At 60.9% G+C, this 23063-nt stretch carries 20 protein-coding genes and 1 pseudogene; 9 read left to right on the top strand and 12 right to left on the bottom strand.

What is annotated here, in order from left to right; translation table 11 throughout:
- Together hcnB and hcnA are read right to left on the bottom strand one after the other, a co-directional pair.
- A partial coding sequence (gene hcnB, locus DBR18_RS19910) for a cyanide-forming glycine dehydrogenase subunit HcnB (RefSeq protein WP_256588805.1) occupies window positions 1-1269 on the bottom strand: 1269 nt, incomplete at its 3' end.
- Window positions 1266-1580, bottom strand: a complete 315-nt coding sequence (hcnA, locus tag DBR18_RS19905; RefSeq protein ID WP_108591601.1) for a cyanide-forming glycine dehydrogenase subunit HcnA — start codon at window positions 1578-1580, stop codon at window positions 1266-1268. The genes hcnB and hcnA, both read right to left, overlap by 4 nt.
- A 203-nt stretch (window positions 1581-1783) precedes the next feature.
- Here hcnA and DBR18_RS28265 point away from each other — a divergent pair, with 203 nt between their 5' ends.
- Entirely contained in the window at window positions 1784-1945 is a 162-nt protein-coding gene (locus tag DBR18_RS28265; protein ID WP_158275056.1) for a hypothetical protein, read from the top strand.
- A 127-nt stretch (window positions 1946-2072) separates the two neighbouring features.
- On the opposite strand, the gene DBR18_RS19895 is transcribed toward DBR18_RS28265, so the two are convergent.
- Window positions 2073-3014 carry a hypothetical protein gene (locus DBR18_RS19895; RefSeq protein ID WP_108591589.1) on the bottom strand — a complete coding sequence of 314 codons (942 nt, stop codon included), beginning with the start codon at window positions 3012-3014 and terminating at the stop codon, window positions 2073-2075.
- A gap of 307 nt (window positions 3015-3321) precedes the next feature.
- On the opposite strand from DBR18_RS19895, the gene DBR18_RS19890 reads away from it, so the two are divergent.
- Window positions 3322-4005: a response regulator transcription factor gene (locus tag DBR18_RS19890; RefSeq protein WP_007961935.1), complete on the top strand. Its 684-nt coding sequence runs from the start codon at window positions 3322-3324 to the stop codon at window positions 4003-4005.
- The gene (locus DBR18_RS19885) at window positions 3983-5377 is read left to right on the top strand and encodes a HAMP domain-containing sensor histidine kinase (RefSeq protein WP_108591588.1); all 1395 of its coding nucleotides are present in this window, start codon (window positions 3983-3985) and stop codon (window positions 5375-5377) included. Before DBR18_RS19890 ends, DBR18_RS19885 begins: the two co-directional genes overlap by 23 nt.
- A gap of 574 nt (window positions 5378-5951) precedes the next feature.
- Here DBR18_RS19885 and DBR18_RS19880 read toward each other — a convergent pair.
- Genes DBR18_RS19880 through DBR18_RS19870 form a run of 3 tightly spaced genes read right to left on the bottom strand, consistent with a single transcriptional unit; the run spans window position 5952 to window position 8253 of the window.
- On the bottom strand, window positions 5952-6362 hold the full coding sequence (locus tag DBR18_RS19880) for an SRPBCC family protein (RefSeq protein ID WP_108591587.1): 411 nt from the start codon (window positions 6360-6362) through the stop codon (window positions 5952-5954).
- A gap of 30 nt (window positions 6363-6392) precedes the next feature.
- Window positions 6393-7190: an SDR family NAD(P)-dependent oxidoreductase gene (locus DBR18_RS19875; protein ID WP_108591586.1), complete on the bottom strand. Its 798-nt coding sequence runs from the start codon at window positions 7188-7190 to the stop codon at window positions 6393-6395.
- Window positions 7191-7200: 10 nt separating this feature from the next.
- Window positions 7201-8253 carry an aldo/keto reductase gene (locus DBR18_RS19870; RefSeq protein WP_108591585.1) on the bottom strand — a complete coding sequence of 351 codons (1053 nt, stop codon included), beginning with the start codon at window positions 8251-8253 and terminating at the stop codon, window positions 7201-7203.
- Window positions 8254-8363: 110 nt separating this feature from the next.
- Between DBR18_RS19870 and DBR18_RS19865 the strand changes: the two genes are divergently transcribed.
- Window positions 8364-9314 carry a LysR substrate-binding domain-containing protein gene (locus tag DBR18_RS19865; protein WP_108591584.1) on the top strand — a complete coding sequence of 317 codons (951 nt, stop codon included), beginning with the start codon at window positions 8364-8366 and terminating at the stop codon, window positions 9312-9314.
- Between the two features lie 128 nt (window positions 9315-9442).
- On the opposite strand, the gene DBR18_RS19860 is transcribed toward DBR18_RS19865, so the two are convergent.
- Together DBR18_RS19860 and DBR18_RS19855 are read right to left on the bottom strand one after the other, a co-directional pair.
- Window positions 9443-10078 (bottom strand): PQQ-binding-like beta-propeller repeat protein, encoded by a 636-nt coding sequence (locus DBR18_RS19860; RefSeq protein WP_108591583.1) that lies wholly within the window; start codon window positions 10076-10078, stop codon window positions 9443-9445.
- Between the two features lie 40 nt (window positions 10079-10118).
- On the bottom strand, window positions 10119-11330 hold the full coding sequence (locus DBR18_RS19855; RefSeq protein ID WP_108591582.1) for a helix-turn-helix domain-containing protein: 1212 nt from the start codon (window positions 11328-11330) through the stop codon (window positions 10119-10121).
- A gap of 145 nt (window positions 11331-11475) precedes the next feature.
- Between DBR18_RS19855 and DBR18_RS19850 the strand changes: the two genes are divergently transcribed.
- From DBR18_RS19850 to DBR18_RS19835, 3 genes are all read left to right on the top strand, one after another.
- Window positions 11476-13599 carry a type VI secretion system tip protein VgrG gene (locus DBR18_RS19850; protein ID WP_256588804.1) on the top strand — a complete coding sequence of 708 codons (2124 nt, stop codon included), beginning with the start codon at window positions 11476-11478 and terminating at the stop codon, window positions 13597-13599.
- Window positions 13596-14183: a DUF4123 domain-containing protein gene (locus DBR18_RS19845; RefSeq protein WP_108591581.1), complete on the top strand. Its 588-nt coding sequence runs from the start codon at window positions 13596-13598 to the stop codon at window positions 14181-14183. The genes DBR18_RS19850 and DBR18_RS19845 overlap by 4 nt, the downstream gene beginning before the upstream one ends.
- A 426-nt stretch (window positions 14184-14609) precedes the next feature.
- Window positions 14610-15041, top strand: coding sequence for a nuclear transport factor 2 family protein (locus DBR18_RS19835; protein ID WP_108591580.1), 432 nt, complete (start codon window positions 14610-14612; stop codon window positions 15039-15041).
- Window positions 15042-15674: 633 nt separating this feature from the next.
- On the opposite strand, the gene mqo is transcribed toward DBR18_RS19835, so the two are convergent.
- The 3 genes and pseudogenes from mqo to DBR18_RS30370 all read right to left on the bottom strand — a co-directional run.
- The gene (gene mqo / locus DBR18_RS19830) at window positions 15675-17321 is read right to left on the bottom strand and encodes a malate dehydrogenase (quinone) (RefSeq protein WP_108591579.1); all 1647 of its coding nucleotides are present in this window, start codon (window positions 17319-17321) and stop codon (window positions 15675-15677) included.
- Window positions 17322-17817: 496 nt separating this feature from the next.
- A complete protein-coding gene (locus DBR18_RS30375; protein WP_371921121.1) occupies window positions 17818-18543 on the bottom strand; it encodes a methyl-accepting chemotaxis protein in 726 nt (241 codons plus the stop codon).
- A 132-nt stretch (window positions 18544-18675) separates the two neighbouring features.
- Window positions 18676-19431: pseudogene (locus DBR18_RS30370) on the bottom strand (HAMP domain-containing protein); the annotation flags it as partial.
- Between the two features lie 189 nt (window positions 19432-19620).
- Between DBR18_RS30370 and DBR18_RS19820 the strand changes: the two are divergent.
- The gene (locus DBR18_RS19820; RefSeq protein WP_007962425.1) at window positions 19621-19935 is read left to right on the top strand and encodes a DUF2388 domain-containing protein; all 315 of its coding nucleotides are present in this window, start codon (window positions 19621-19623) and stop codon (window positions 19933-19935) included.
- A 68-nt stretch (window positions 19936-20003) separates the two neighbouring features.
- Window positions 20004-20426 carry a hypothetical protein gene (locus DBR18_RS19815; protein WP_108591577.1) on the top strand — a complete coding sequence of 141 codons (423 nt, stop codon included), beginning with the start codon at window positions 20004-20006 and terminating at the stop codon, window positions 20424-20426.
- A 19-nt stretch (window positions 20427-20445) separates the two neighbouring features.
- Here DBR18_RS19815 and ligD read toward each other — a convergent pair whose 3' ends face one another.
- The gene (ligD, locus tag DBR18_RS19810; protein WP_108591576.1) at window positions 20446-23049 is read right to left on the bottom strand and encodes a DNA ligase D; all 2604 of its coding nucleotides are present in this window, start codon (window positions 23047-23049) and stop codon (window positions 20446-20448) included.
- Window positions 23050-23063 lie beyond the last annotated feature (14 nt).

Genomic DNA, 23063 nt, shown 5'->3' with positions numbered 1-23063 from the left:
CATCCGCCCCTGACAATCGCCCATGCTCACCCGTGTGCGCATCTTCAGGCTGGCGATGTCCTGCACGCCCTGCTCCAGCGCCAGATCGATGTCGGCGCGGGTCGCGTGTTCGCAGCGGCAGATCACCGTGTCGGCGGCCGGCAAAGCGGTCTGGCCGACACCGCGTTCGGTGTAGCGATCGACCGCCGCACGGAAGCGCACGATGGATTTGAGTTTGCCCAGGTAACGGTCGCGGCAAACCCGTGCCAGTTCTTCTTCGATCACCCCGCGTTGCAGGAGGATCGAGGTCGCGGCGATCTTGCCCGCAAGCATCGCCGCTTCACCGCCGCGAATCCCGCCCATGTCACCGGCCAGATGCACGTGCGGGTCGTTGCTTTGCTGCCACACATTAGAATTGGCGCGCAGATAGCCGTCGTCGCTGAAACCGTGATCGAGGCCCATCTGCTGACTGAGTTGGGTGCGCGGGATGAAGCCGTAACCGACTGCCAGGGTCTGGGCTTCGAAGCGCTCGACCTGAGTCAGATCAGGTTCCCAACTGGCCGAATACGGCGCAACAGTCACGCTCTTCAGTTCACCTTCGCCATGCGCTTCGACCACGCCCCAGCCATAGTTCATCGGGATGCCGTGCAGTTTCAGATAAGCAAGCATGCTCAGGCCGTCGAGGAACAGCTGCGGTTTGTTCAGCAGCGCCAGGCTCTCGCGGGCGATCTTGCCGAAGGCGCAGGCCTCATACACCCCCGCGACCTTGACCCCGGACGCATGCAACTGGGTCGCCACCAGCGGCAGCAGCGGCCCGGTGCCGGCGATGATCACCGGCCCTTGCGGCTTGACCACGCCACTTTTGATTTGCAGTTGCAGGCCGCCGAGCATGATCACCCCCGGCAGGGTCCAGCCGGGGAACGGCACGCTGCGCTCGTGGCAACCGGCGGCCAGCAGCAATTGCGGATATTCGATCTCGTGCAGTTGCTCGTCGCCATCGAGCACCACCAGCGCGCGGGTGCCTTCGGCGCCGACCACGCGGTGATTGAGGCGTACGTCGATCAGCCCGGCCTGCTCCTGGAAGTCACCGTGCAGTTTGCTCAGGGCTTCCGAATAACGCGGCCCGAGATAATCCAGTTGCACGCCGTCACGCAGCGGCCCGCGATAGACCACACCGCCCAGGCGCGAGGCCTCTTCCAGCAGCGTGCAACGCACACCATGGCGCGCCAGTTCGATGGCCGCCGCCATCCCCGCCGGACCACCGCCGACGATCACCGGTTGCAGGCTCATACAACCTCCTGCTCGTTGATGCGGTTGACCTGCGTTTCAATCTGCATGCCCTCGCGTACCACGGTCTGACAGGCGCGGCGCTTGTGGCGACCGTTGATTTTCACCAGGCAGCACTGGCACACGCCCATGCCGCAATAGGCGCCGCTGATCTGGTTGTGGTCATTGCGCGCAACCTGGCGCACGCCGAGGGACTGAATCACGCTGAGGACGGTTTCGCCGATGGCCGCGGTAACCGCTTGGCCGTTGATGTGGACGGTCATATCCGCCTGGGTCAGGGGCTGGATATCGAAGGTGCGTTCTAGGCAGTGCATTACGAAGTTCATCCGTGAAAAGGTTCAGGGGTGGGGTTACGTCAGCTCCTTGCTGCGCTCTGCCTGGCGACCCGTTCTATTTGTTTGTTGGGGGTCTGCCGGGCTACTCCATGAGCGCAGCAAATTGCGCACCGGAGCACTGTAGTCGATACCGCGACAAGGGCCTGGATCTTTTAAGCTAGTTGATCTCGCCAGGACGAATATTGATCCAGATCGATAAATCCACCTCTACCCCTGTAGGAGCTGCCGCAGGCTGCGATCTTTTGATGTTGTTTTTTAAGAGCAAGATCAAAAGATCGCAGCCTTCGGCAGCTCCTACAGGGAAATGGGGCGGGCATGAAAAAGCCGCTTTCACCGTGAAGTGAAAGCGGCCGAGGCATGGGCCTCAATAGAGCAAACGGATCAGTGTACGAACAGGGCGATCAGGATGATGATCGGGATCGGTACACCGAGGAAAAACAGAAGTAGAGAGCGCATGGTGATTCTCCTTGTTTAACGGACTGGAGGCAGCGTGGTCGTGGTGGCGTAGGTTTCGACTTCGACATACTCGACCGCATCCCGGCGACGACCGCCGAAGGTGGCTGCGAGGCTGGCGAAGAACGCACCGGCCAACAGCGCGATGAACATCCACAGCGAAGTCCAGGCAGCGACTTTGGCAGCGGTGTCGGCAGCCTGTTGGGCTTTGACTTTGGCGTCAGCGATGGCTTTCTGAGTGCGGGCATAAACGTCGTCGACACGTTTCTCGGCGTCGGCCTGACTCAGGTTGGTCCGTTGTGCAACCAGTTGTGCGAGGTAGGTGCGGTCTTCAGGGCTGAGTTGGCCGTTGGCCAGGCTCTGAGCGAAGATCCGGGTCACCGCGCCGTGGGCGGCGTCATCGCTGACGGACGCTGGGCGGTCATCACGGAACAGGCTGTCGACAAAGTAACCGTACTGGTCGCTGTTGGTGTTGGCTGCGGCAGTACCGGCAGCCTGGGTTGCAGCAGCCGCTGCGCCACCGGCGACACTGGCACCGGCCTGCACACCACCACTGATCACGCTGCTGACCGAACCGACCACCAGCACCGCAGTTACCAGCGTGGCGACACACCAGGCGAGGAAGCCATGGGCGGTATCACGGAAATACACTTCATCCCCGTGCATGTTGGCCCACTTCACCCGCAGGCGACCGGCGATGTAGCCACCCAGGCCCGAAGCGATGATTTGCGTCGCCGCGAGCCAGACAATCGTGGAAATCCCCAGGCTCTTGGCGCTCACGCCCTCTCCGGCCCAAGGTGAAACGGCAGAGAATCCCAAACCGAAGCCGAGCAGCACCAGAATCATCGACAGTGCTGCGGCCGCCGCTGCGCCCGCGAAAATCGCGCCCCAGGACACGCCTGACACGTTACTCGACTCTCCTTCGAAGGCAGGATAAAACCCATCAGAGGATCTATTCATTGTTGTAGTGCTCCAGGCATGAAAAATGGTGTTACAACTCGTCACCAGATGAATTGCAGCGACCGTGCCATTCGCCAACTTTGAATAAATCGTTATTTTTCAACAGGTTAAAAAGACTGAACTTCTCAGGACCATGCAAATTGCAACAATCGGCCGAAAGCAGCGGGTTTTATGCATTGAAGCCAAATCCGTAGCGCTGTCGGAATTTGCAGGAGTGAAAGGCTATACATGAAAGTTAATTTAAAGCGCGACGGAAAATACTTGGCAAAATGCTGCCATTCCGTTTGAACCGATCAAGGCCTGCTCTATGACTCGTATTTTGACCATCGAAGACGACGCCGTGACTGCCCGTGAAATCGTTGCCGAACTCAGCAGCCACGGCCTGCAAGTGGATTGGGTCGACAATGGCCGCGAAGGCCTCGACCGTGCCGTCAGCGGCAACTACGACCTGATCACCCTCGACCGCATGCTGCCGGAACTCGATGGCCTGGCCATCGTCACCACCCTGCGCACCATGGGCGTGGCGACGCCGATTCTGATGATCAGCGCGCTCTCCGACGTCGATGAGCGCGTGCGCGGCTTGCGGGCCGGCGGCGATGATTACCTGACCAAACCGTTCGCCACCGATGAAATGGCGGCGCGCGTGGAAGTGCTGCTGCGCAGACAGAACAGTGTCGCCACCCAGGCCACCACGTTGCAGGTGGCAGATCTGGAACTGGACTTGATCAGCCACGAAGCACGCCGCGCCGAACAGGTGCTGACGCTGCTGCCGACCGAATACAAGCTGCTGGAATTTCTGATGCGCAACAGTGGGCAGATCCTGTCGCGGATGATGATTTTCGAAGAAGTCTGGGGTTATCACTTCGACCCTGGCACCAACCTGATCGACGTACACATCGGTCGTCTGCGCAAGAAGATCGACGCGGCGGGCAATGTTCCGCTGATTCGCACGGTACGGGGCTCGGGTTATGTCATTGCCGAACCCGTCTGACGGCTGGCGTTCCTCCAGCAGTCGTCTGCTGGCGCTGTACAGTTCGCTGTTCGTGGCGTGGAGCGCGATCCTCATGGGGGTCATGTATTTCGAGGTCTCCGGTTACCTCGACAACCTCGCCAAGCATTCGCTGATGCAACGTCAGCATCTGTTTTCGCACTTTCGCGGTGAGCAACTGGAAGAAGCCCTCGCCGCCAGCATGACCTTCGATATCCGCGGCATCGACGCCTATGGTCTGTTCGATGCCCAAGGCGTGTACCTCGGCGGCGCCCTGCAGCAACTGCCCGAAGGTCTGCCGCTGGATGGCAAGATCCACACGCTCGACGACTGCGCCGACTCCGACGACCCGACCCTGCCCGCTGACAGCTGTGATGCGGTGGCGACTCAGACCCGCGATGGACGCTGGCTGGTGCTGCTGCGCGACAACGGTTCGCTGTTCGCGGTGACGCGGATCATTCTGCATGCGTTGTTCTGGGGGGTGTCGCTGACGATTTTGCCGGGGATTGCCGGTTGGCATCTGCTGCGCCGCCGGCCGATGCGCCGTATCCGGGCGATTCAGGACAGCGCCCAGGCGATTGTCGCCGGTGACCTGACTCACCGCTTGCCGCTGTCCAATCGCCGCGATGAACTGGACATGCTCGCTGCCATCGTCAACGCCATGCTCGATCGCATCGAACGGCTGATGCATGAAGTCAAAGGCGTGTGCGACAACATCGCCCATGACCTGCGCACACCACTGACGCGTTTGCGCGCGCAGTTGTATCGCATGCAGCAGCAGGCTGGTGAGGGTTCGCAGGAAGCGGCGCAACTGGATCTGGTGCTGGCGGAAGCGGATACGCTGATGGCGCGGTTTCGCGGATTGCTGCGGATTTCCGAGCTGGAAGATCGCCAGCGCCGCTCAGGTTTCGTCGAGCTGGACCCGGTGCAGTTGCTGGAAGAACTGCATGAGTTCTATCTGCCGCTGGCGGAGGAAGGTGAACTGCTGTTCGTGCTGAACATGCCGGAAACCCTGCCACCACTGAATGGCGACCGGGCGTTGTTGTTCGAGGCCCTGGCAAACCTGCTGAGCAACTCGATCAAGTTCACTCCGGCGGGCGGCACGGTGATTCTGCGTGGCGTGAATGACGGCGGGCATACGCGCATCGAGGTTCACGATTCCGGGCCGGGGATTCCCGAGGCCGAGCGCGAGGCGGTGTTCCAGCGCTTCTATCGGGCCGAGGGCGGGCAACCGCAGAGCGGCTTTGGTTTGGGCCTGTCGATTGTGGCGGCGATTGTCAGCCTGCATGGCTTCAATCTTGAAGTGGGCAGCAGTGAGCTGGGCGGGGCGAAACTGGTGCTCGATTGTCGGCAGAGTCTGATTTCGCCGTCCTGAGAATCACCGCAATGCAATGTAGGAGTGAGCCTGCTCGCGATGATGGTGGATCAGCCAACCTATTTGTTGAATGACTCACCGCTATCGCGAGCAGGCTCACTCCTACAGTCCGCGGTCCTGAAAACATGCGATCCCCTGTGGGAGAGTCTGATTTCGCAGTCCTGAGAATCGCCGCGATGCAATGTAGGAGTGAGCCTGCTCGCGATGATGGGGAATCAGCCAACCTATTTGTTGAATGACTCACCGCTATCGCGAGCAGGCTCACTCCTACAGTCTGCGGTCGTGAAACCATGCGATCCCCTGTGGGAGAGTCTGATTTCGCCGTCCTGAGAATCACCGCGATGCAATGTAGGAGTGAGCCTGCTCGCGATGATGGTGGATCAGCCAACCTATTTGTTGAATGACACACCGCTATCGCGAGCAGGCTCACTCCTACAGTCCTCGGTCCTGAAAACATGCGATCCCCTGTGGGAGCTGGCTTGCCAGCGATGACGGTGTTTCAGTCAATATTGGTATTGACTGGACCGCCGCTATCGCTGGCAAGCCAGCTCCCACAGTTTTTTTGTTGGATTGATCAGGCCGGGTAGTTGGCCCGCAGTGCTTCAAGGCCACCCTGATAGATGCCGCTGAACAGCGCCACCACCTCCTCATCGCTCACACCCTTGGCGTTGAAGCGGCCCGACCACGTCACCCGGGCGCCCTGCCCCTGAGCTTCGACCTTGATCGTTGCCAGGTAATCGGTGGCCGGGAACGGCGCCTGTTCGATCGAGTAGCTGTAGGTCTTCGCGGTGTTGTCGAACGCTTGCAGACGCTCGATCACCACGCCGCCATCGGCGGTTTGCAGGGTGCGCACGCGTCCGCCTTCGCTCAGTTCACTGTTGGGAATGAACGGCAGCCAGTCCGGCAGCGTGTTGAAGCCGCCGATCAATTGCCAGACCTGATCGGCCGAGGCCGGAATGTCGATGGTTGCAGATGCAGTTGCCATAAATAAAAGTTGCTCCAGAAAGATTCGGGTTCAGATCGCCATGCTGTCGACAACGCCGCCATCGACCCGCAGGGCCGCGCCGGTGGTGGCCGAAGACAGCGGCGAAGCGATGTAAGTCACCAGATGCGCGACCTCTTCGACATCGGCCACGCGCTGGATGATCGAAGTCGGGCGGGCCTTCTGCACAAAGGCATCGGCTTCATCGCGCAAGCTGCGGCCGGATTCGGCGGCGGCGTCCTTGAGCATCTGTTCCAGGCCATCGGTGAAGGTCGGCCCCGGCAGGATCGCATTGACCGTGACACCAGTGCCGGCCAGGCGTTTGGCCAGGCCATGGGACACCGCCAGATTGGCGCTTTTGGTCACGCCATAGTTGAGCATGTCGGCCGGCGTCGCCACGCCGGATTCCGAGGACAGGAAAATGATCCGCCCCCAACCCTGCTCGACCATCGCCGGCGCGTAATGCCGAGACAGGCGCACGCCGGAAATCACGTTGACCTCGTAGAAGCGTGTCCACTCGCTGTCCGGGGTGTCGAAGAAATCCACCGCGTCGAAAATGCCGAGGTTGTTCACCAGAATGTCGGCGCGCGGCTCGGCGGCGAAGAGTTTTTCCGCACCTTCGGCGGTGCCCAGATCCGCCGTCAGACCGCGCAATTGTGCACCCGGCACCTTCTGCCGAATGCTCGCCAACGCCTGTTCGACCTTGGCCGTGTCCCGACCGATCACCACCACCGTAGCGCCGGCTTCGGCCAGCGACTGGCTGATGCCCAGACCAATGCCCGCAGTGCTGCCGCTGACGATTGCAAGTTTTCCACTCAAATCAATTTTCATCACACACCTCTCATGTAGGAGCTGCCGAAGGCTCGGGCCGCGATCGGACGATCTTTTGATCCGGCAACGGCGCCCGTTCAGAAACCAGTTTCGCTTCACGCAATGCCTGCCAGAAACCGCCCGGAATCGTGGCGCACAATGCCGCCACATCTTCGGCAATGCGCCCGGGCTTGCTCGCACCGGGGATCACCGCCGCCACTGCCGGGTTGGCCAGCGAGAATTGCAGGGCGGCGGCTTTTACATCGACGTTAAACGTAGCGGCAATGCGTTTGATCTGCTCGACCCTGGCGATGATCTGCGGGCTGGCCTTCTGGTATTCGAAGTGCGCGCCGCCCGCCAGAATCCCGGAACTGTACGGGCCGCCGACCACGATCTCGACGTTCTGCGCCAGCGCCGCGTCCATCAGACGTTGCAATGCACGGTCGTGATCGAGCAAGGTGTAGCGCCCGGCGAGCAGGAAGCCATCCGGTTGCGCTTCCGTCAGATCGAGGGTCAGTTCGCACGGCTCGACCTTGTTCACGCCCAGACCCCAACCCTTGATCACGCCTTCTTCGCGCAGTCGGGTCAGCACTTTGAAAGCGCCGGTGCGGGCCTGATTGAAGTACTCCAGCCATTGATCGCCGTAGAAGTCCCGCGCGATGTCGTGGACCCAGACGATGTCCAGACGATCGGTCTGCAGGCGTTTGAGGCTGTCTTCGATCGAACGCAATGTGGCGTCGGCGCTGTAATCGTTGACGATTTTGTTCGGCCGACCGTGTTCGAACACCCCGCTTTTTTCGCCCAGGTCGCGGGCGGCGGCGTCTTCGACTTCATCGAGAATCACCCGGCCGACTTTGCTGCTGAGCACGTAGTCATCGCGCTTGTACTGCTTGAGCGCCTCGCCGAGACGAATTTCCGAAAGCCCCGAGCCATAAAACGGTGCGGTGTCGAAGTAGCGCACACCGGCATCCCACGCGGCATGCACGGTGGCTTGCGCTTCGTCTTCGGGGATGGCGCGGAACATGTTGCCCAGTGGCGCGGTGCCGAAGCCCAGTGGGCCGGGCAATTTGTCTTTCAAGCTCATTGCGTTGTCCTCATAGGTGTCTGGTCTGTGACCGTTGAGCAGATCCTAGATTGCCGAGCTTAGACCGTCCAAGACATAATGCGCAGCACTTGAGTCCCCAAAGGTCTGACATGATCGACATCCGCCAGTTGCGCTATTTCGTTGCCGTCGCCGAAGAAGAACACGTCGGCCGCGCTGCCGAACGGCTGCATATTTCCCAGTCGCCGCTGAGCCGGCAGATCGCCCAGCTTGAAGAGCGCCTGGGCCTGACCCTGTTCGAACGCAGCCAGCAGCGCATTCGTTTGACCCGCGATGGCCAGACCTTTCTTGCCGAAACCCGCGCCCTGCTGACCCACGCCAGTCGCCTGGAATCCCTCGGCAAACGCCTGGGGCGTGGTGAAGAAGGCGGTTTGTGCATCGGCTATAGCGAGAACGCCATGCACGCCGGGGTGCTGCCCAATGCCCTGCGGGTGTTGCGGGTGGATCGGCCGAATGTGCACGTCGCGCTGTACAACCTGAGCTCTGCTGAACAACTCGAAGGCCTGCGTCAGCGTAGTCTCGATATCGCGTTGGTGAGTGAGCCGCCGACCGATGACGATCCGGATCTGCTGGGGTTTCAGGTGCTCGACGATCCGATGCTGCTGGCGCTGCCGGAACAGCATCCGCTGGCCCGTCAGGCCGGGTTGCGTCCGCAGGATCTGGCCGGGCAGGAATGGATCGGCGTGCAATCGCGTCAGGGCGCGGGCGACGAGTTTGTCAGTGCCTGCATCCGCGCGGGATTCACTCCCGATGTGCGCATGCAGGCCACCGAGCCGTTTACTGCGCTGGGGCTGGTGGCGTCGGGGCTGGGGATCGCGATGATTCAGAAAGGCCTGAGCCACAACGCCCCGCCCGGTGTGGTGCTGCGCGAAGTGCCGTGGCTGGCCTTCACCACACCGCTGTGGGCGGCGTGGCACCGGATCAATTTGCGGCCGTTGGTGGAAACCTTCCGCAAAGTCCTGACGGCTGACCAACCCCCTGTTCCCAGCGGAAGTCAGCCTGCTGGCGACGGTATTGGCCATTCTTTATCGGAACTTGGGTAAAAGGAGAAGGGGCGACATTCCCACGGATCTGTACCGCGTGAACAGTCAGAAGCCAGCCTGCTGCCACAAGGGTGTGCATTGCCTGAGTGGGAGCGGGCTGGCTCGCGAAGGGGCCAGGACAGACAACATCATTCACTGGGTCGGCGCACCGCGCGCACTCGCCCACTGCCTCCGCCGCCGCAATAAAAGCGCTCGCCGCCATCCGCTTCCAGACCGGAAACACCCACCCCGGCGGGCATCCTCAGGCTTTCCAGCACCTCGCCGTCTTGCGGGTCGATGCGCCGCAACTCGCTTTCATCCCCTTCCCAGGTGCCATGCCACAAGGCCCCATCCACCCAGGTCACGCCAGTGACGAAACGGTTCGACGCCAACGTGCGCAAGATCTTTCCAGTGTCCGGATCAACCTGATGGATCTTGCGCTCGCGATACTGGCCGATCCACAGCGAGCCTTCCGCCCAGGCCATCCCCGAATCGTTGCCGCCACCCGGCGCGGGGATCGTGTGGAGAACTTGCCCGGTGGCAGGGTCGATTTTCTGGATCCGGCTGTCGGCGATCTGATACAGATGCTGGCCGTCGAACGCGGTGCCGGCGTCGGCACCGACCTTGATCGTACGCACGGTTTCACCGCTGGCCGGGTCCAGCGCATTGAGCCGCCCGTCGCTGGCGAACCATACGTGCTGGCCGTCGAAGGTCACGCCGTGGACACGTTCAACGCCGTCGAACGGGCCGTACTCACGAAGGATTTCTGCGTTTGCCTGTTTCATGCTGCCTTCCTCGCTGGTGGGTAAGTCTGGTGAGTCCAGCCTAGCCATTGCCCAACGACACCGGGAGTAACAAGATCGTCGCGAAACCCGGCACTGGCGGCGTCATCCAGCGTCGCGTGCGGCCCATGCCGAACGCCTGGACCTTTTCATCTGCCGCCAGCACTTCCAGCTCGCGCTGCACCTGACGCTGACTGCACCCCAGCGCCACCGCAAGGGCTGAACTCGACCATGCCTCCCCGTCGGCCAGCAACGCCAGCAGCGCGGCGTGGCGGTCTTCGGCCGGTAATGCCAGCACCGCCACATCCGCTGCCACCAACGTAAACCCGCGAGGCGTCGCACAGATCCCGGCCATCCCCTGTAACATCGAGCGCAACCGGCCGATTTCGACCCGCAGGCGGGCGCGCTGAGATTGATCATCGAGTTTCAAGCCAAAAGCCCTGGCGACCAGCTCTGCTCTCGAGACATCACCCGGCCAGGCTTCAGCGAGTGCGCGGGCCAGGCTGAACAACACCGGCCGCGTCGCCAGCGTCACTGTCATGCCGGCGCCACGGACGTTGTAGCGGCAGGCATCGATTACCAGCGTCGGCGAGGCGAACAGTGTTTCTACCTGAGCCAACGTGATCGGTTGCCACTGACCACCGGCGAACAACCGGGCGCAGGGCGCATCGAGGACATGCAGGGCATGCTCGACCTCGGCAGTCAGTGCCTCGATGCCGGCCAGTTGCGCCGCGCGTTGCGCATGCTGCAGCGCTGCCCGGGCCTTGCGCGCCTGCACCCGGCGCAAGGCGATACCCGCGTTCATCAGTTCATGGGCAGCGCGCAATGTCGCAGGCAACGCTGCCGGATCAAGCTCAGTGAGCAACGTCTCGGCCCGGTCCAGTTCACCGATCAGCAACAAGCGGCGAATCTGCAGATACCGCGCGTGGGCAGCGTTTGTCCCGTCGCCGTGTTCCTGCAAAACCTGCCGCGCCGCCTCCAGTGCCTTGACCGGCCAGCCCAGATCCCGTGCAGCCAATGCCACTTCCGCCTCGGCCACCACGCACCGCGCCCGGGATAGTGGCTCATTGGCGCCGAAGGCTTTCACCGCCCGCTGCAACAACGCCTTGGCGCGGGCCAGTTCGCCGAGCTGCGCCATGGCGATACCACGCAGGGCCAGTGCCGGCGGATCTTCGCGCAGCGCGACGAGGTTCAACGCGGCCAGCGGATCACCCGCCGCCAATGCTCGGCCAGCGGCGTTGATCAGCGAGTCCATGGTGCATTCATCTCAACGGGCGCTCCGGTGAAAATCCGCTTTAACGTCTATGTTGAAAATCAGTGTTTAAGTACGTTTAAAACTGCTTGATAGCACTTTAGTATTGCTGCACCATCGGCGCAGCTTTCCACGGAAGGAGCCCGGCATGCTGGACGCAAACGCTATCCACATTACCCTTGCACTTGAAGGTGTTTCCACCGACCTTCAGGTATTGAGTTTCATCGGTCGCGAAGCCCTCAACCAGCCCTTCCGTTTCGACCTCGAACTGGTCAGCGCCCGCCCCGACCTCAAGCTCGAAGAACTCCTGCACAAACCCGGCGTGCTGACCTTCGGCGCCACCGGCGAAGGCCAGATCCACGGCCTGGTGTACCGCATCGAGCAAGGCGATTCCGGCAAGACCCTGACCCGTTACAGCGTGAGCCTGGTGCCGCAACTGGCCTACCTGCGACACAACCATGACCAGCAGATTTTCCAGAACCTCACCGTGCCGAAGATCATCGCCCAGGTCCTGGAAGATCGCGGCATTCTGGCCGACGCCTACAGTTTCCAGCTCAACGCCGAGTACCCGCAGCGCGATTATTGCGTGCAGTACGACGAGTCCGACCTGCACTTCATCCAGCGTCTGTGCGAAGAAGAAGGCATCCACTTCCACTTCCAGCACAGCAGCAGCGGCCACAAACTGGTGTTCGGCGACGACCAGACGGTGTTCCGCAAACTCAAGGCCGTAAGCTACCAGCAAGACTCCGGCATGAGCGCCGACAAACCGGTGATCAAGCGCTTCAACCTGCGCCTGGAAACCCGCACCACCCGCGTCAGCCGCCGCGACTACGACCTCGAAAAACCGAAGATCCTGCCCGAAGGCGCGGCCAAATCCGAATACGCCCCGGATCTTGAGGACTACGATTACCCCGGTCGTTTCACCACCCGCGAGCGCGGCAAATTCCTCTCGACCCGCGCCCTTGAACGTCATCGCAGCGACTACAAACTCGCCGAAGGCAAAGGTGACGAACCGACCCTGACCAGCGGCCACTTCCTGACCCTGGCCGATCACCCGCGCGCTGAATGGAACGACTTGTGGCTGCTGCTGGAAGTCTTCCACGAAGGCAAACAACCGCAAGTGCTCGGTGAAAACGTCACCAGCGACGTCACCGACAACAAAAGCGATTTCCACCAAGGCTACCGCAACAGCTTCCTCGCCACCCCGTGGGATGCGCACTACCGCCCGGCCCTCGAACACCCGAAACCCAAAGTCCTCGGCAGCCAGACCGCAGTCGTCACCGGCCCGGCCGGCGAAGAGATCCACTGCGACCAATACGGCCGCATCAAGGTCCAGTTCCACTGGGACCGCGACGGCCAGGCCGACGACAAGACCACCTGCTGGCTGCGCGTCGCCAGCGGCTGGGCCGGCGCCGCCTACGGCGGCATCGCCATCCCGCGCATCGGCATGGAAGTCCTCGTCACCTTCCTCGAAGGCGACCCCGACCAGCCACTCGTCACCGGCTGCCTGTACCACAAGGAAAACGTCGTCCCCTACGACCTGCCGGCGAACAAGACCCGCAGCACCTTCAAGACTCTCAGCTCCCCGGGCGGCAAGGGCTACAACGAGTTTCGCATCGAAGACAAAAAGGGCGTGGAGCAGATCTACATCCACGCCCAGCGCGATTGGGACGAGAACATCGAGCACGACCAGAAGATCCGCGTGGGCAATGAGCGGCATGACACGGTGGAGGCCAATGCCCTGAGCGAGTTCAAGGTTGAAGAACACCGGATTACTCATCTGGATCGCAAGACTGAAGCTCGCGCGGATGATCACCTGACGGTGGGTGTGACGCAGCATGTGAAGGTCGGCACGGCGCAGTTCGTCGAAGCCGGAACAGAAATTCACTACTACGCCGGCAACAAAGTGGTGCTCGAGGGCGGTATGGAACTGACGGCCAAGGCTGGCGGCAGTTTTGTGAAGGTGGATGCCGGTGGCGTGACCATCAGCGGTGCAGAGGTAAAAACCAACTCCGGCGGTTCGCCCGGCACCGGGACAGGCATCGCCATCAAGCTGCCGATTGCATTGACCCCTGCCGCCACCGACGCCGCCGGCAAGACCCTCGGCAGCGCACCGGTCAACACTCCCGCACCGGTGGGAGCCCTCGCCACGCCATCAGCAGTACCTTCAACCGCTGCTGAAACCCGGCTGATCCAGCAAAACCTGCAAGCGCAAACGCTGGTGGCGGCCGCCAAAAGCGGCGTACCGTTCTGCGAGATCTGCAACAAATGACCCAGTTTCGCCCCAGCCTCGACGAATGGCTGAACGCCGAACTCTGGCCCCAGGGCTCGCACGTGGACACGCCCAAGGTCTATGCGCTGCTCGATGGTGCACGGGATCCGCGCATTGAACCGTTGATCCGCAACAGCCAAGCCGACTTCTGTTGCCTGTATGCCGGTGAACTCACGCCCAGTCTGTCGGCCGCCGCACCGTATCTGCTGCGTCTGGATCCGCAACTGCCGTACACCTGGCAACTGTTCGAACAGAGTTGGGGGCAGAGCTGGGGTTGTTTCGTCACAGCGCCTGCGCCTATCACGCTGGACGAGCTGCGCGGCCATTTCCGCACCCTGCTGCGGGTGACCGATCCGGATGGCAACCTTCTGGTGTTCCGCTTCTACGACCCCAGAGTCCTGCGCGTCTACTTGCCCACCTGCACACCAGAGGAACGCGCGGCGATTTTCGGCCCGGCGAGCAAGCTCATCGCAGAGGCAGGCAACGGGCATTCGCTGATTGTCTATCCGGCAGACCCTGCGGGCGGGCCGAGTGCGCGAGTCAGCGGCTGGCCATCGGCACAGTTGCCTGAGTCAATCCAATAGCGCAGCGTTTTTCAGCAACAAGTCTGCTTTACGCGATCTCTGCGGGGACATCACCCAGCCGCGTACTCGTTGCTCAAACCGGAGAAATCGTCGCCAGCATTCCGATCAGAATGGTCAACGTCAGAAACCCACCCAGGAAAATCGCCATCTTGTTCATGTTGCTCTCCTCAATGCTGAGTTTGCAGTGCACTGGGCGCTTCGGGATGAAGGACTGCCACGGTGCAGCGAACTGCCGGGGCATTTTGAGCGCATGACTGAGATCGTTACAGACGCAGATAAAGAAGAAAAATACGGATCAGATGAGCATCTGATCCGCTCCGGTCATGGCCTGGTATTCAGATCGCCACACAACGGTTCGTGATTCGCCGCTTTGAACTAGAGTGACTGCCGTCGCGCGAAGAACAACAACAATTCCAGGAGTGGTCAATGTCCGAACTGAACCTGCACCCGAACGCCGCCGCATCCCTGAAGCGCTGGCACGAAATGATCCATACCGGCAACCTCAAGGCCCTGCCGGAGCTGCTCGCCCCCAGCGCGGTGTTCCGCTCGCCCATGGCCCACTCGCCCTACCCCGGCGCGCCCGTTGTGACGATGATCCTCAACACCGTGTTCAACGTGTTTGAAGATTTCAAATACCACCGTGAATTGGCGACTGCCGATGGCTTGAATGTGGTGCTGGAGTTCAGTGCCAGGGTGGGGCCGAAAGAGTTGAAGGGGATCGACATGATTCGCTTTGATGAGAGCGGGAAAATTGTCGAGTTCGAGGTGATGGTGCGGCCGTTGAGCGGGTTGCAGGCCCTTGGAGAGGAAATGGGACGGCGGCTTGGCGCCTACCTGGCAAACGCAAAACCTGTGTAGGAGCTGCCGAAGGCTGCGATCTTTTGATCTTGTTTTTGAAAATCAAAGTCAAAAGATCGCAGCCTTCGGCAGCTCCTACAGGGGATTTGGGGCATAAAAAAGCCCACTGACCGTTGCCGGTTCAGTGGGCTTATCACTTTTTAAAAAAACCTTTATCGGAAGTCTCACTTGCAGTTAGTCAATGAAGAAAAGATATAAAAACCTGTCAGGTTTTACAGGTGCGAAAGGGAGGCTGGAAAACTAACCTTGGCTTTCAATGTTGAGAGTTAACAGAAGTGTGAATTCTCGACGTACGTTTTACCGAATAGTCAAGGAGGTCTAAAAATGAGCAAGTTCGAGACAACCGTAGGAAAACAAGCGCCAGGTGTACATTACGACGTCGGGCCATCAGGTGGTTCAACTAACGAATTCGAAATAAAACCCCGACAGCAAGAACACAGATTCACGTGCATTTGCGAACCTTGCAAAAAGGACAGAGGGGATAGAACAGGGAAAGATGCGGTATATACGCAATGGCATTTTTCAGACCCGATTTACCCAAAAAAAGACGATGTACCTTCATAGCATCTGAAGATGCAAAAAAGCCCACTGACCGTTGCCGGTTCAGTGGGCTTTTGTGTATCAGGCGTCTGGTTACAGCGCCATGTCACGTGCAGCGTTTTCTTTCGGTGCTTCAGCTTTTTCAGCTGCAGGCGCAGCCGGAGCAGCCGCCTGACCGATCACCGGAGGGGTCGGCAGTTCGAGGATCTTGGCGGTGTAGGCCCACTCTTCTGCCACTTTGGCCGGATCGCTGTTCAGCTGAGTGCCGTAGCTTGGAACGATCTGGTGCAGCTTGGCTTGCCACTCTGGGGTCGCGACTTTGTCTTTGAAGACTTTCTGCAGCACGCTCAGCATGATCGGTGCAGCGGTCGACGCGCCTGGCGATGCGCCCAGCAGGCCGGCGATGGAGCCGTCTTGCGCAGCAACGATTTCGGTGCCCAGTTTCAGCACGCCGCCAGCGGCTTCATCACGCTTGATGATCTGCACGCGTTGGCCAGCTTGCCACAGGCGCCAGTCTTCGGCCTTGGCGTTCGGGAAGTATTCCTTCAGCGCGTTCAGACGATCTTCATCCGACAGCATCAGTTGACCGGCCAGGTACTCGACCAGCGGGTATTCCTTGATGCCGACCTTGGTCATTGGCCAGATGTTGTGGGTTGTGGTGCTGGTCAGCAGGTCCAGGTACGAGCCTTCCTTCAGGAACTTGGTGCTGAAGGTCGCGAACGGGCCAAACAGGATGACGCGCTTGCCGTCCAGAACACGGGTGTCCAGGTGCGGAACCGACATCGGTGGTGCACCGACCGAAGCCTTACCGTAGGCCTTGGCCAGGTGCTGCTCGGCGATGGCCGGGTTATCGGTCACCAGGAACGAGCCACCGACCGGGAAGCCAGCGTATTCCTTGGCTTCAGGAATGCCCGACTTCTGCAGCAGGTGCAGAGCGCCGCCACCCGCGCCGATGAACACGAACTTGGCGTCGGTTTCGGTCTTGGTGCCGTCTTTCAGGTTTTTGTAGCTGACGCGCCAGGTGCCGTCGGCGTTCTTGGTGATGTCCTGGACTTCGCTCGACAGTTTCAGGTCGAAGTTAGGCTTGGTCTGCAGGTAACCGGCGAACTGGCGGGTGATTTCGCCGAAGTTCATGTCGGTGCCCAGCGGGCTCCAGGTGGCCGCGATTTTCTGGTTCGGGTCACGCCCTTCCATCATCAGCGGGACCCACTTCTTGATCACAGCCGGGTCTTCGGAGTACTGCATGCCGGCGAACAGCGGGCTCGCTTGCAGGGCTTCGTAGCGCTTTTTCAGGAACTTGATGTTGTCATCACCCCACACGAAGCTCATGTGCGGCGTGGTGTTGATGAACGAGCGAGGGTTCTTCAGAACGCCTTGCTGAACCTGCCAGGCCCAGAACTGACGGGACACCTGGAACGCTTCGTTGATCTCGACAGCTTTCGGGATCGTCACGTTGCCTTTGTCGTCTTCCGGGGTGTAGTTCAGCTCAGCCAGGGCGGAGTGACCGGTACCGGCGTTGTTCCAGCCGTTGGAGCTTTCCAGGGCGACGCCATCGAGGCGCTCGACCATTTCCATCGACCAGCTCGGTTCCAGCTCATTGATCCACACACCCAGGGTGGTGCTCATGATGCCGCCGCCGATCAGCAGCACGTCGACTTTCTTTGCTTCTGCAGCATTGGCGGACGACATCCCCATCGCCAAAGCCAGCCCGAGCAAGGCTGTGTTCACTTTCTTAAACATCCGTTGCACCTATGATAAAACGCCTTCCGCCCGCCGCTGTTGTGGGTATGAGGGCCTTTTGTCGCGACACTCAGGCCAGGGTCGCGGGCACCTTCACACTGCAATTTTGACGGGTGGGCACACAAGGCCGACGTACCGCATCGACCTCAGTTAATGTCCCTTCTGAACTGACTTTTTATCATTATTGGCTTCAGCTACTTGAGCGACAGGGATTCCGTCAGCCCGCCGAAAAGGCAGGCAAACCGAATTAGGTCAAACCAAGTTGGCGCGAAGAATATCACGTCAGGGCAAACCCGCGCGTCTGTTCCCGACTTGAGAGTCTTTTTACGCTGTGGGCGTTATCGGCCGGTCTGGGCTGAACATGATCCCCGAAACCTGTGGTGGCTAAGCTGGCCCCATCGCGAGCAGGCTCACTCCTACAGGGAATGGGCCATGTCAATGCAATCTGCGCAACACCGCTCCCCCTGTAGGAGCGAGCCTGCTCGCGATGGCGGCACTACAACCGAAACCGGTCCACCGACTGCGCCAGCGCCCCCGCCAGACTCGACAGCTCATCGGTGGTATTGGCCGTCTGCCCGATCACCTGGCTGTTGCCCTCGGACATCCCCGCGATCATTTCCACCTGATGGGCAATTTCGTTGCTGGCCTGGCTCTGCTCGCCGATGGTGCGGGTGATGTCGTTGACCAGTTGCGTGGTGCTTAGGGTGGCGTCGAGGATTTCGCGGATGGCCCGTTCGACCTCGGCCGTGACCGCCATGCCCTTGTCGACCTGGGCCACCCCGGCCTCCATGCTGCTGACCGCCTCGCGGGTGCTGTGCTGGATGCGTGCGACCATTGCCGCGATCTCCTGGGTCGAGGCACTGGTGCGCGCGGCCAGACTGCGCACCTCGTCGGCGACCACCGCAAAGCCCCTGCCCTGCTCGCCGGCCCGTGCCGCTTCAATGGCGGCGTTAAGCGCCAGCAGATTGGTCTGGTCGGCGATGCTCTTGATCACCTGAATGATGTTGAAGATCCCTTCGGATTCCTGGTCCAGCGTGCGGATGACCTGCGCCGACTGCTGCGCCGAGCGGGCGATGTCGTCCATGTCGCTGACCACCTGATGGATCACCTGCCCGCCGCTCTTGGCCAGCGATTCGGCCTGATTGGCCATGCCCAGCGCACGTTCGGCGTGACGGGTGATCTCCTCGATGCTGGCGGTCATCTGACTGGCAGCTGCGGCCATGGTACCGGCGGCGACGCTTTGCTGCTGGCTGCTGTCGGCCACCTGATGGCAGCCGTGACTGAGTTGTTCACTCATGCCGCTGACGCCATGGGCGTTGCGCCGCACCACGTCGATCATGTTGCGCAGATCGCGCTGCATGGTCGCCAGGCTGCGGATCAGCGTACTGGCCTCGTCCTTGCCGGAAGGTTCGCTGATCGGCTCGCTGAGGTTGCCGTGGGCGATGCTTTGCGCAATATGGTTGGCGGCTTTGAGCGGCCCCATGATGCTGCGGGTCACCCAACGCCCTTGCGCCACCAACAGCAACAGGCTGGCGAGCAAAACCACAGCAAGGGCGATATTGGCGTTGCGGATGGCGCTTTCGGTAGCGTGACGGGTGTCCCGGGTATTGCTTTCGATCAATTCGCTCAGCGCCGCCATTTGCTCTTCGAGTTGACTGAATGCGCTGTTGAACGTGCCCAGCTCCCGTTGCGCGCTGTCCGGATTATCCAGTGCCAGGCCGACGATGCGCTCGGCAGCGTCGATGTAAGTGTCCAGACTGGGCTTGATGTGTTCCAGCGCCGCCCTGATCGTCGGGTTGACCGGTAATTTGAGGTTGTCTTCCAGCACTTCGCGAAAATGCGCCGTGTGTTCGCCGATCGAGTCCCGCACCTCGCCAGCAGTGGCGGTGCTTTTACCCAGGCCGACCAGCATCGCCGAGTACACATCGGCACGCAGCGCGTCGTGCATCATGTCGGCTTCCATGTGATTGCGCAGCGCGGTCATGCTCACCGCGTTGTCATCCACCGCACCGGACATGCGCGTATTACCCACGTAGCTGACCAGGCTGACGATCAGCGCGGTCAGCAGGCTGGTTGCAATCAGCAACAGCAAACGCAATTTGATCGACACCGCGTGATCCTCCCTGAAGTGCGCCGGAATGCGCCTTTCAGGGTTTCAGTTAAGCCTATTTGCGCATAAGTGCCGCGTCAGAGCGTGTCAGAAAGTATCCTTGCGTTCGGATTGAACTCCGGCACATGGCACGCCTCTGAGATTATGTAGTCCTTCCTTTTTGCTTCGCGCTTGTGGAGGAACACCGTCATGCGCAAGTTAGTGCTCATTTCTTCTCTTCTGTTGTGCCTCCCTGTCGGCTCGGCTCTGGCCCGTGTCGACGCCGGAGACGTCGCCACGTCGGCGGGTGTTTCCGCTTCGCTGTACTCGACCTTCAAGGATCACAAAATGGTGATTCCGGCGCGCGACGATCTGTCTGCGTTCGTTGCCAGCGGCGGCGCCATCCGTGGGGTTTATCTTGAGTCGGTATTGCAACAGGTCCGCCACGACAACCCCGGTCTCAACGCCAGCGATGAAGACCTCGCCAATGCGATTCTGGTGCATTACGAAGGTTTGAATCAGTAGTTGTCGGCGACGGTGCGGCCGATGGACGGCAGCTGAAGGCGCATAGGCAAAACGGTCCGACGGCCTCTATGATGGAGGCCATGACGACCCTTGCGCCTGCTGCGCCTTTGCGCTCACCCTGCCCACCCGGTGCCTGCGATTGCGGGCGCGATGCGTTGCTGGAAACGCCCGGCACGGATGTGCGCATCCTGCGTCTTACGCGCGAGCAGGAGAAAATTCTTCTCGCCCGTCTGGAACAACTCAAGGACCTGGCCGACCTGCGGCATCTGCAAAACCGCATGTACGAGCAGCTGGGCCTGCGCGTTGACATCTCGCCGGGTTTTCATGAAGTGCGCACCATGCTCGGCATCGACATTCAGATCGAGGAGCTGCCCGGACTGTGCCGCAAGACGCGCAAGTCGATTCCGGCGGCGATTCGCCGGGGCTTGAACCAGCAACCGCAAATCGCCTTCGAACTGCTCAACGCTCACGACTTGCTGCGCGACACCTGACCGCTTTTCTGTCCATCCGCTAACGCGCCTTCATCCCGACCCGCTTGCGCATCTCGGCAGTAACGGTCTGACGGGTTTTCTTCATATCGGCCCACGGCTCATCGCCGACCTCGTTCAGTCGCTCGTGGACATTGCTGATGTCCCATTGATTGCCACCCTTGATCTCGGCCACTTCCTCGCGAAATACCGGCACCGATACCGGCAGCCCCTCTCGGGTGCGCGCCGCGTAAGCACAAATGGTGGTGGCGCCCAGACCGTTGCGCAGGTAATCGATAAAGATTCGCCCCACGCGGTTTTTCGGCCCGGACACCGCAGAAAAACGATCCGGCAACAGCTTCGCCATGTGGCTGACAATGGCGTGGCTGAAGTCCTTTACCTCGTCCCAGCCGTGCTTGCGGGTCAATGGCACCACCAGGTGAATGCCCTTGCCGCCACTGGTCTTGAGAAACGCCTTGAGCCCCAGTTCATCCAGCACGGTGAGGGTCAGCGCCGTGGCTTCGACCATGCTTTTCCATGGCAACGCAGGGTCCGGGTCGAGATCGAGGACGAAGCGGTCCGGTTTTTCCAGATCGACCGTGGTGGCGTTCCAGGTGTGCAGCTCCACGGTGCTCATTTGCACCGCGCCAATCAATGCTTCGGCGTTGTTGATCAACATCACCGGTTGCCCGGTCACGTCCTTGTCCAGCGTCGTGATGCCGGGAATCGCCAGGCGCTCGGCGTTTTTCTGGAAAAACAGTTCGCCGGCAATGCCGTCCGGCGCCCGCACCAGCGCCACCGGGCGATCCTTGAGTTGCGGCAGGATCCATTCGGCGACACTGGCGTAATACTCGGCCAGTTGCATCTTGGTGGTGCCGCTGACCGCATCGATCACCCGATCGGGGTGGGTGATGCGCACCTTGCCGCTGGCAAGGCCCAGTTGTGACGGCGCTGCTTCGGCCTTTTTCGGCTCAGCGGATTTCTTTGACGGGGCCGCTTTTTTCGACGGGGTGGCTTTCGCTGAAGTCTTCACGGGTTTGGCGCGCTCCTCGGTGATCGCCTTGGCGGGTTTGTCATTGCGTAAACCATGAAACACGGCGTGACGCACTGAACCGTCCTTGGTCATTTCGGCGAACGCCACTTCCGCCAGCAGGTTCGGTTTGAGCCAGTGCACGCCTTTGGCTTCGAAGCCGCTGGGCGGATTGACCACGGCCGACTTCTTCACCTGCAACGGCTTGAGCTGGGCCAGGATGGTTTTGAGTGTCGCTTCGTTGAACCCGGTGCCGACCTTGCCGGCGTAGCGCAACTCGCCGCTGTCACGATCATGCAGCCCCAGCAGCAGCGCGCCGAATGCACTGCGCGCACCTTTCGGATCGGTGTAACCGACAACCACGAATTCCTGCCGATGCTTGCACTTGAGCTTGATCCAGTCGCTGCTGCGACGCGACACATAGGGCGAGCCGAGGCGTTTGCCGATCAGTCCTTCCATCTGCATCTGGCAAGCGCTGTTGAGCAGCGCATCTGGGGTTTCGTCGAAGGCTTCGGAGAAGCGCAGCAAGGGCTGCTCGTGCCCTCCGAGTACCGTGGACAACGCCGCGCGGCGCTCTTCGACAGGTACCTCGCGCAGGTCGACCCCGTTGAGATACGGCATGTCGAACAGGTAGTACATGATGCTGCCGCTGCTTCCGGCTTCGAACGCATTCTGCAGCGCCTGAAAGTCCGGCACACCGTGTTCGTTGGCGACCACCATTTCGCCGTCCAGCCACGCCGATTCCAGCCCAAGCGCGGCCAGGGCCTGCGCCTGTTGCGGCAGTTTGTGCGTCCAGTCGTGGCCATTGCGGGTGAACAGTTGCACCTGGTCGTGATCGATGCGCGCCATGATCCGGTAACCATCGAACTTGATCTCGTAGCTCCACTGCCCTTCCGGTGCGCTGTCGACCAGCGTCGCCAGTTCCGGCTTGAGTTGCGCCGGCAGTTTGGCCTTGCGCGCACCGGTAAGCGTCCCGGATGCCGCTTTGCGTGGTTTGGCCGGGGCCTTTTTCACGGGTTTGACTTGCTCGGCGGCGAGCTTGGGTTTGCTGATCAGAGTGCGCTCGCTGAGTACGCTGTGCGGCTCGGCGCTGAGCACATCGTAATCGTCCTGCGGGCGGGCCGCGCTGTCCTGATGTTTGATCAGAAACCAGTTTTCCTTCTTGCCGGGCATGTGCGTGCGCACCAGATTCCAGATCCCGGACAACTTCTCGCCCTGCAGCTCGAACTTGAGTTTGCCCTTGGAGTAAGCCTTGGCCGGATCTTCCAGCGGAACCCACACGCCGCGATCCCAGACGATCACATCACCGGCGCCGTAGTGCCCTTCGGGAATGCTGCCCTCGAACGTCGCGTAATCCAGCGGATGGTCTTCGACATGCACCGCCAGGCGCTTGACCTTCGGATCGAGCGACGGCCCCTTGGGTACCGCCCAGCTTTTCAGCGCGCCATCGAGTTCGAGGCGAAAGTCATAATGCAGGTGTGAAGCATCGTGCTTCTGGATGCAGAACTGCAGCGCATGCTCAGTGGCCTTGCTGCGGCCACGGCGCTTGACGGCGGCGGGCTCCGAGGTCGCCGAGAAGTCGCGCATGCGGTTGTAGTCGTCAAGGTTCCTGGTCATGGCGCACCTGCCTT

Source organism: Pseudomonas sp. HMWF021 (genome assembly GCF_003061005.1).
Lineage (GTDB): Bacteria > Pseudomonadota > Gammaproteobacteria > Pseudomonadales > Pseudomonadaceae > Aquipseudomonas.
This window is presented reverse-complemented; position numbering and strand designations above follow the sequence as displayed.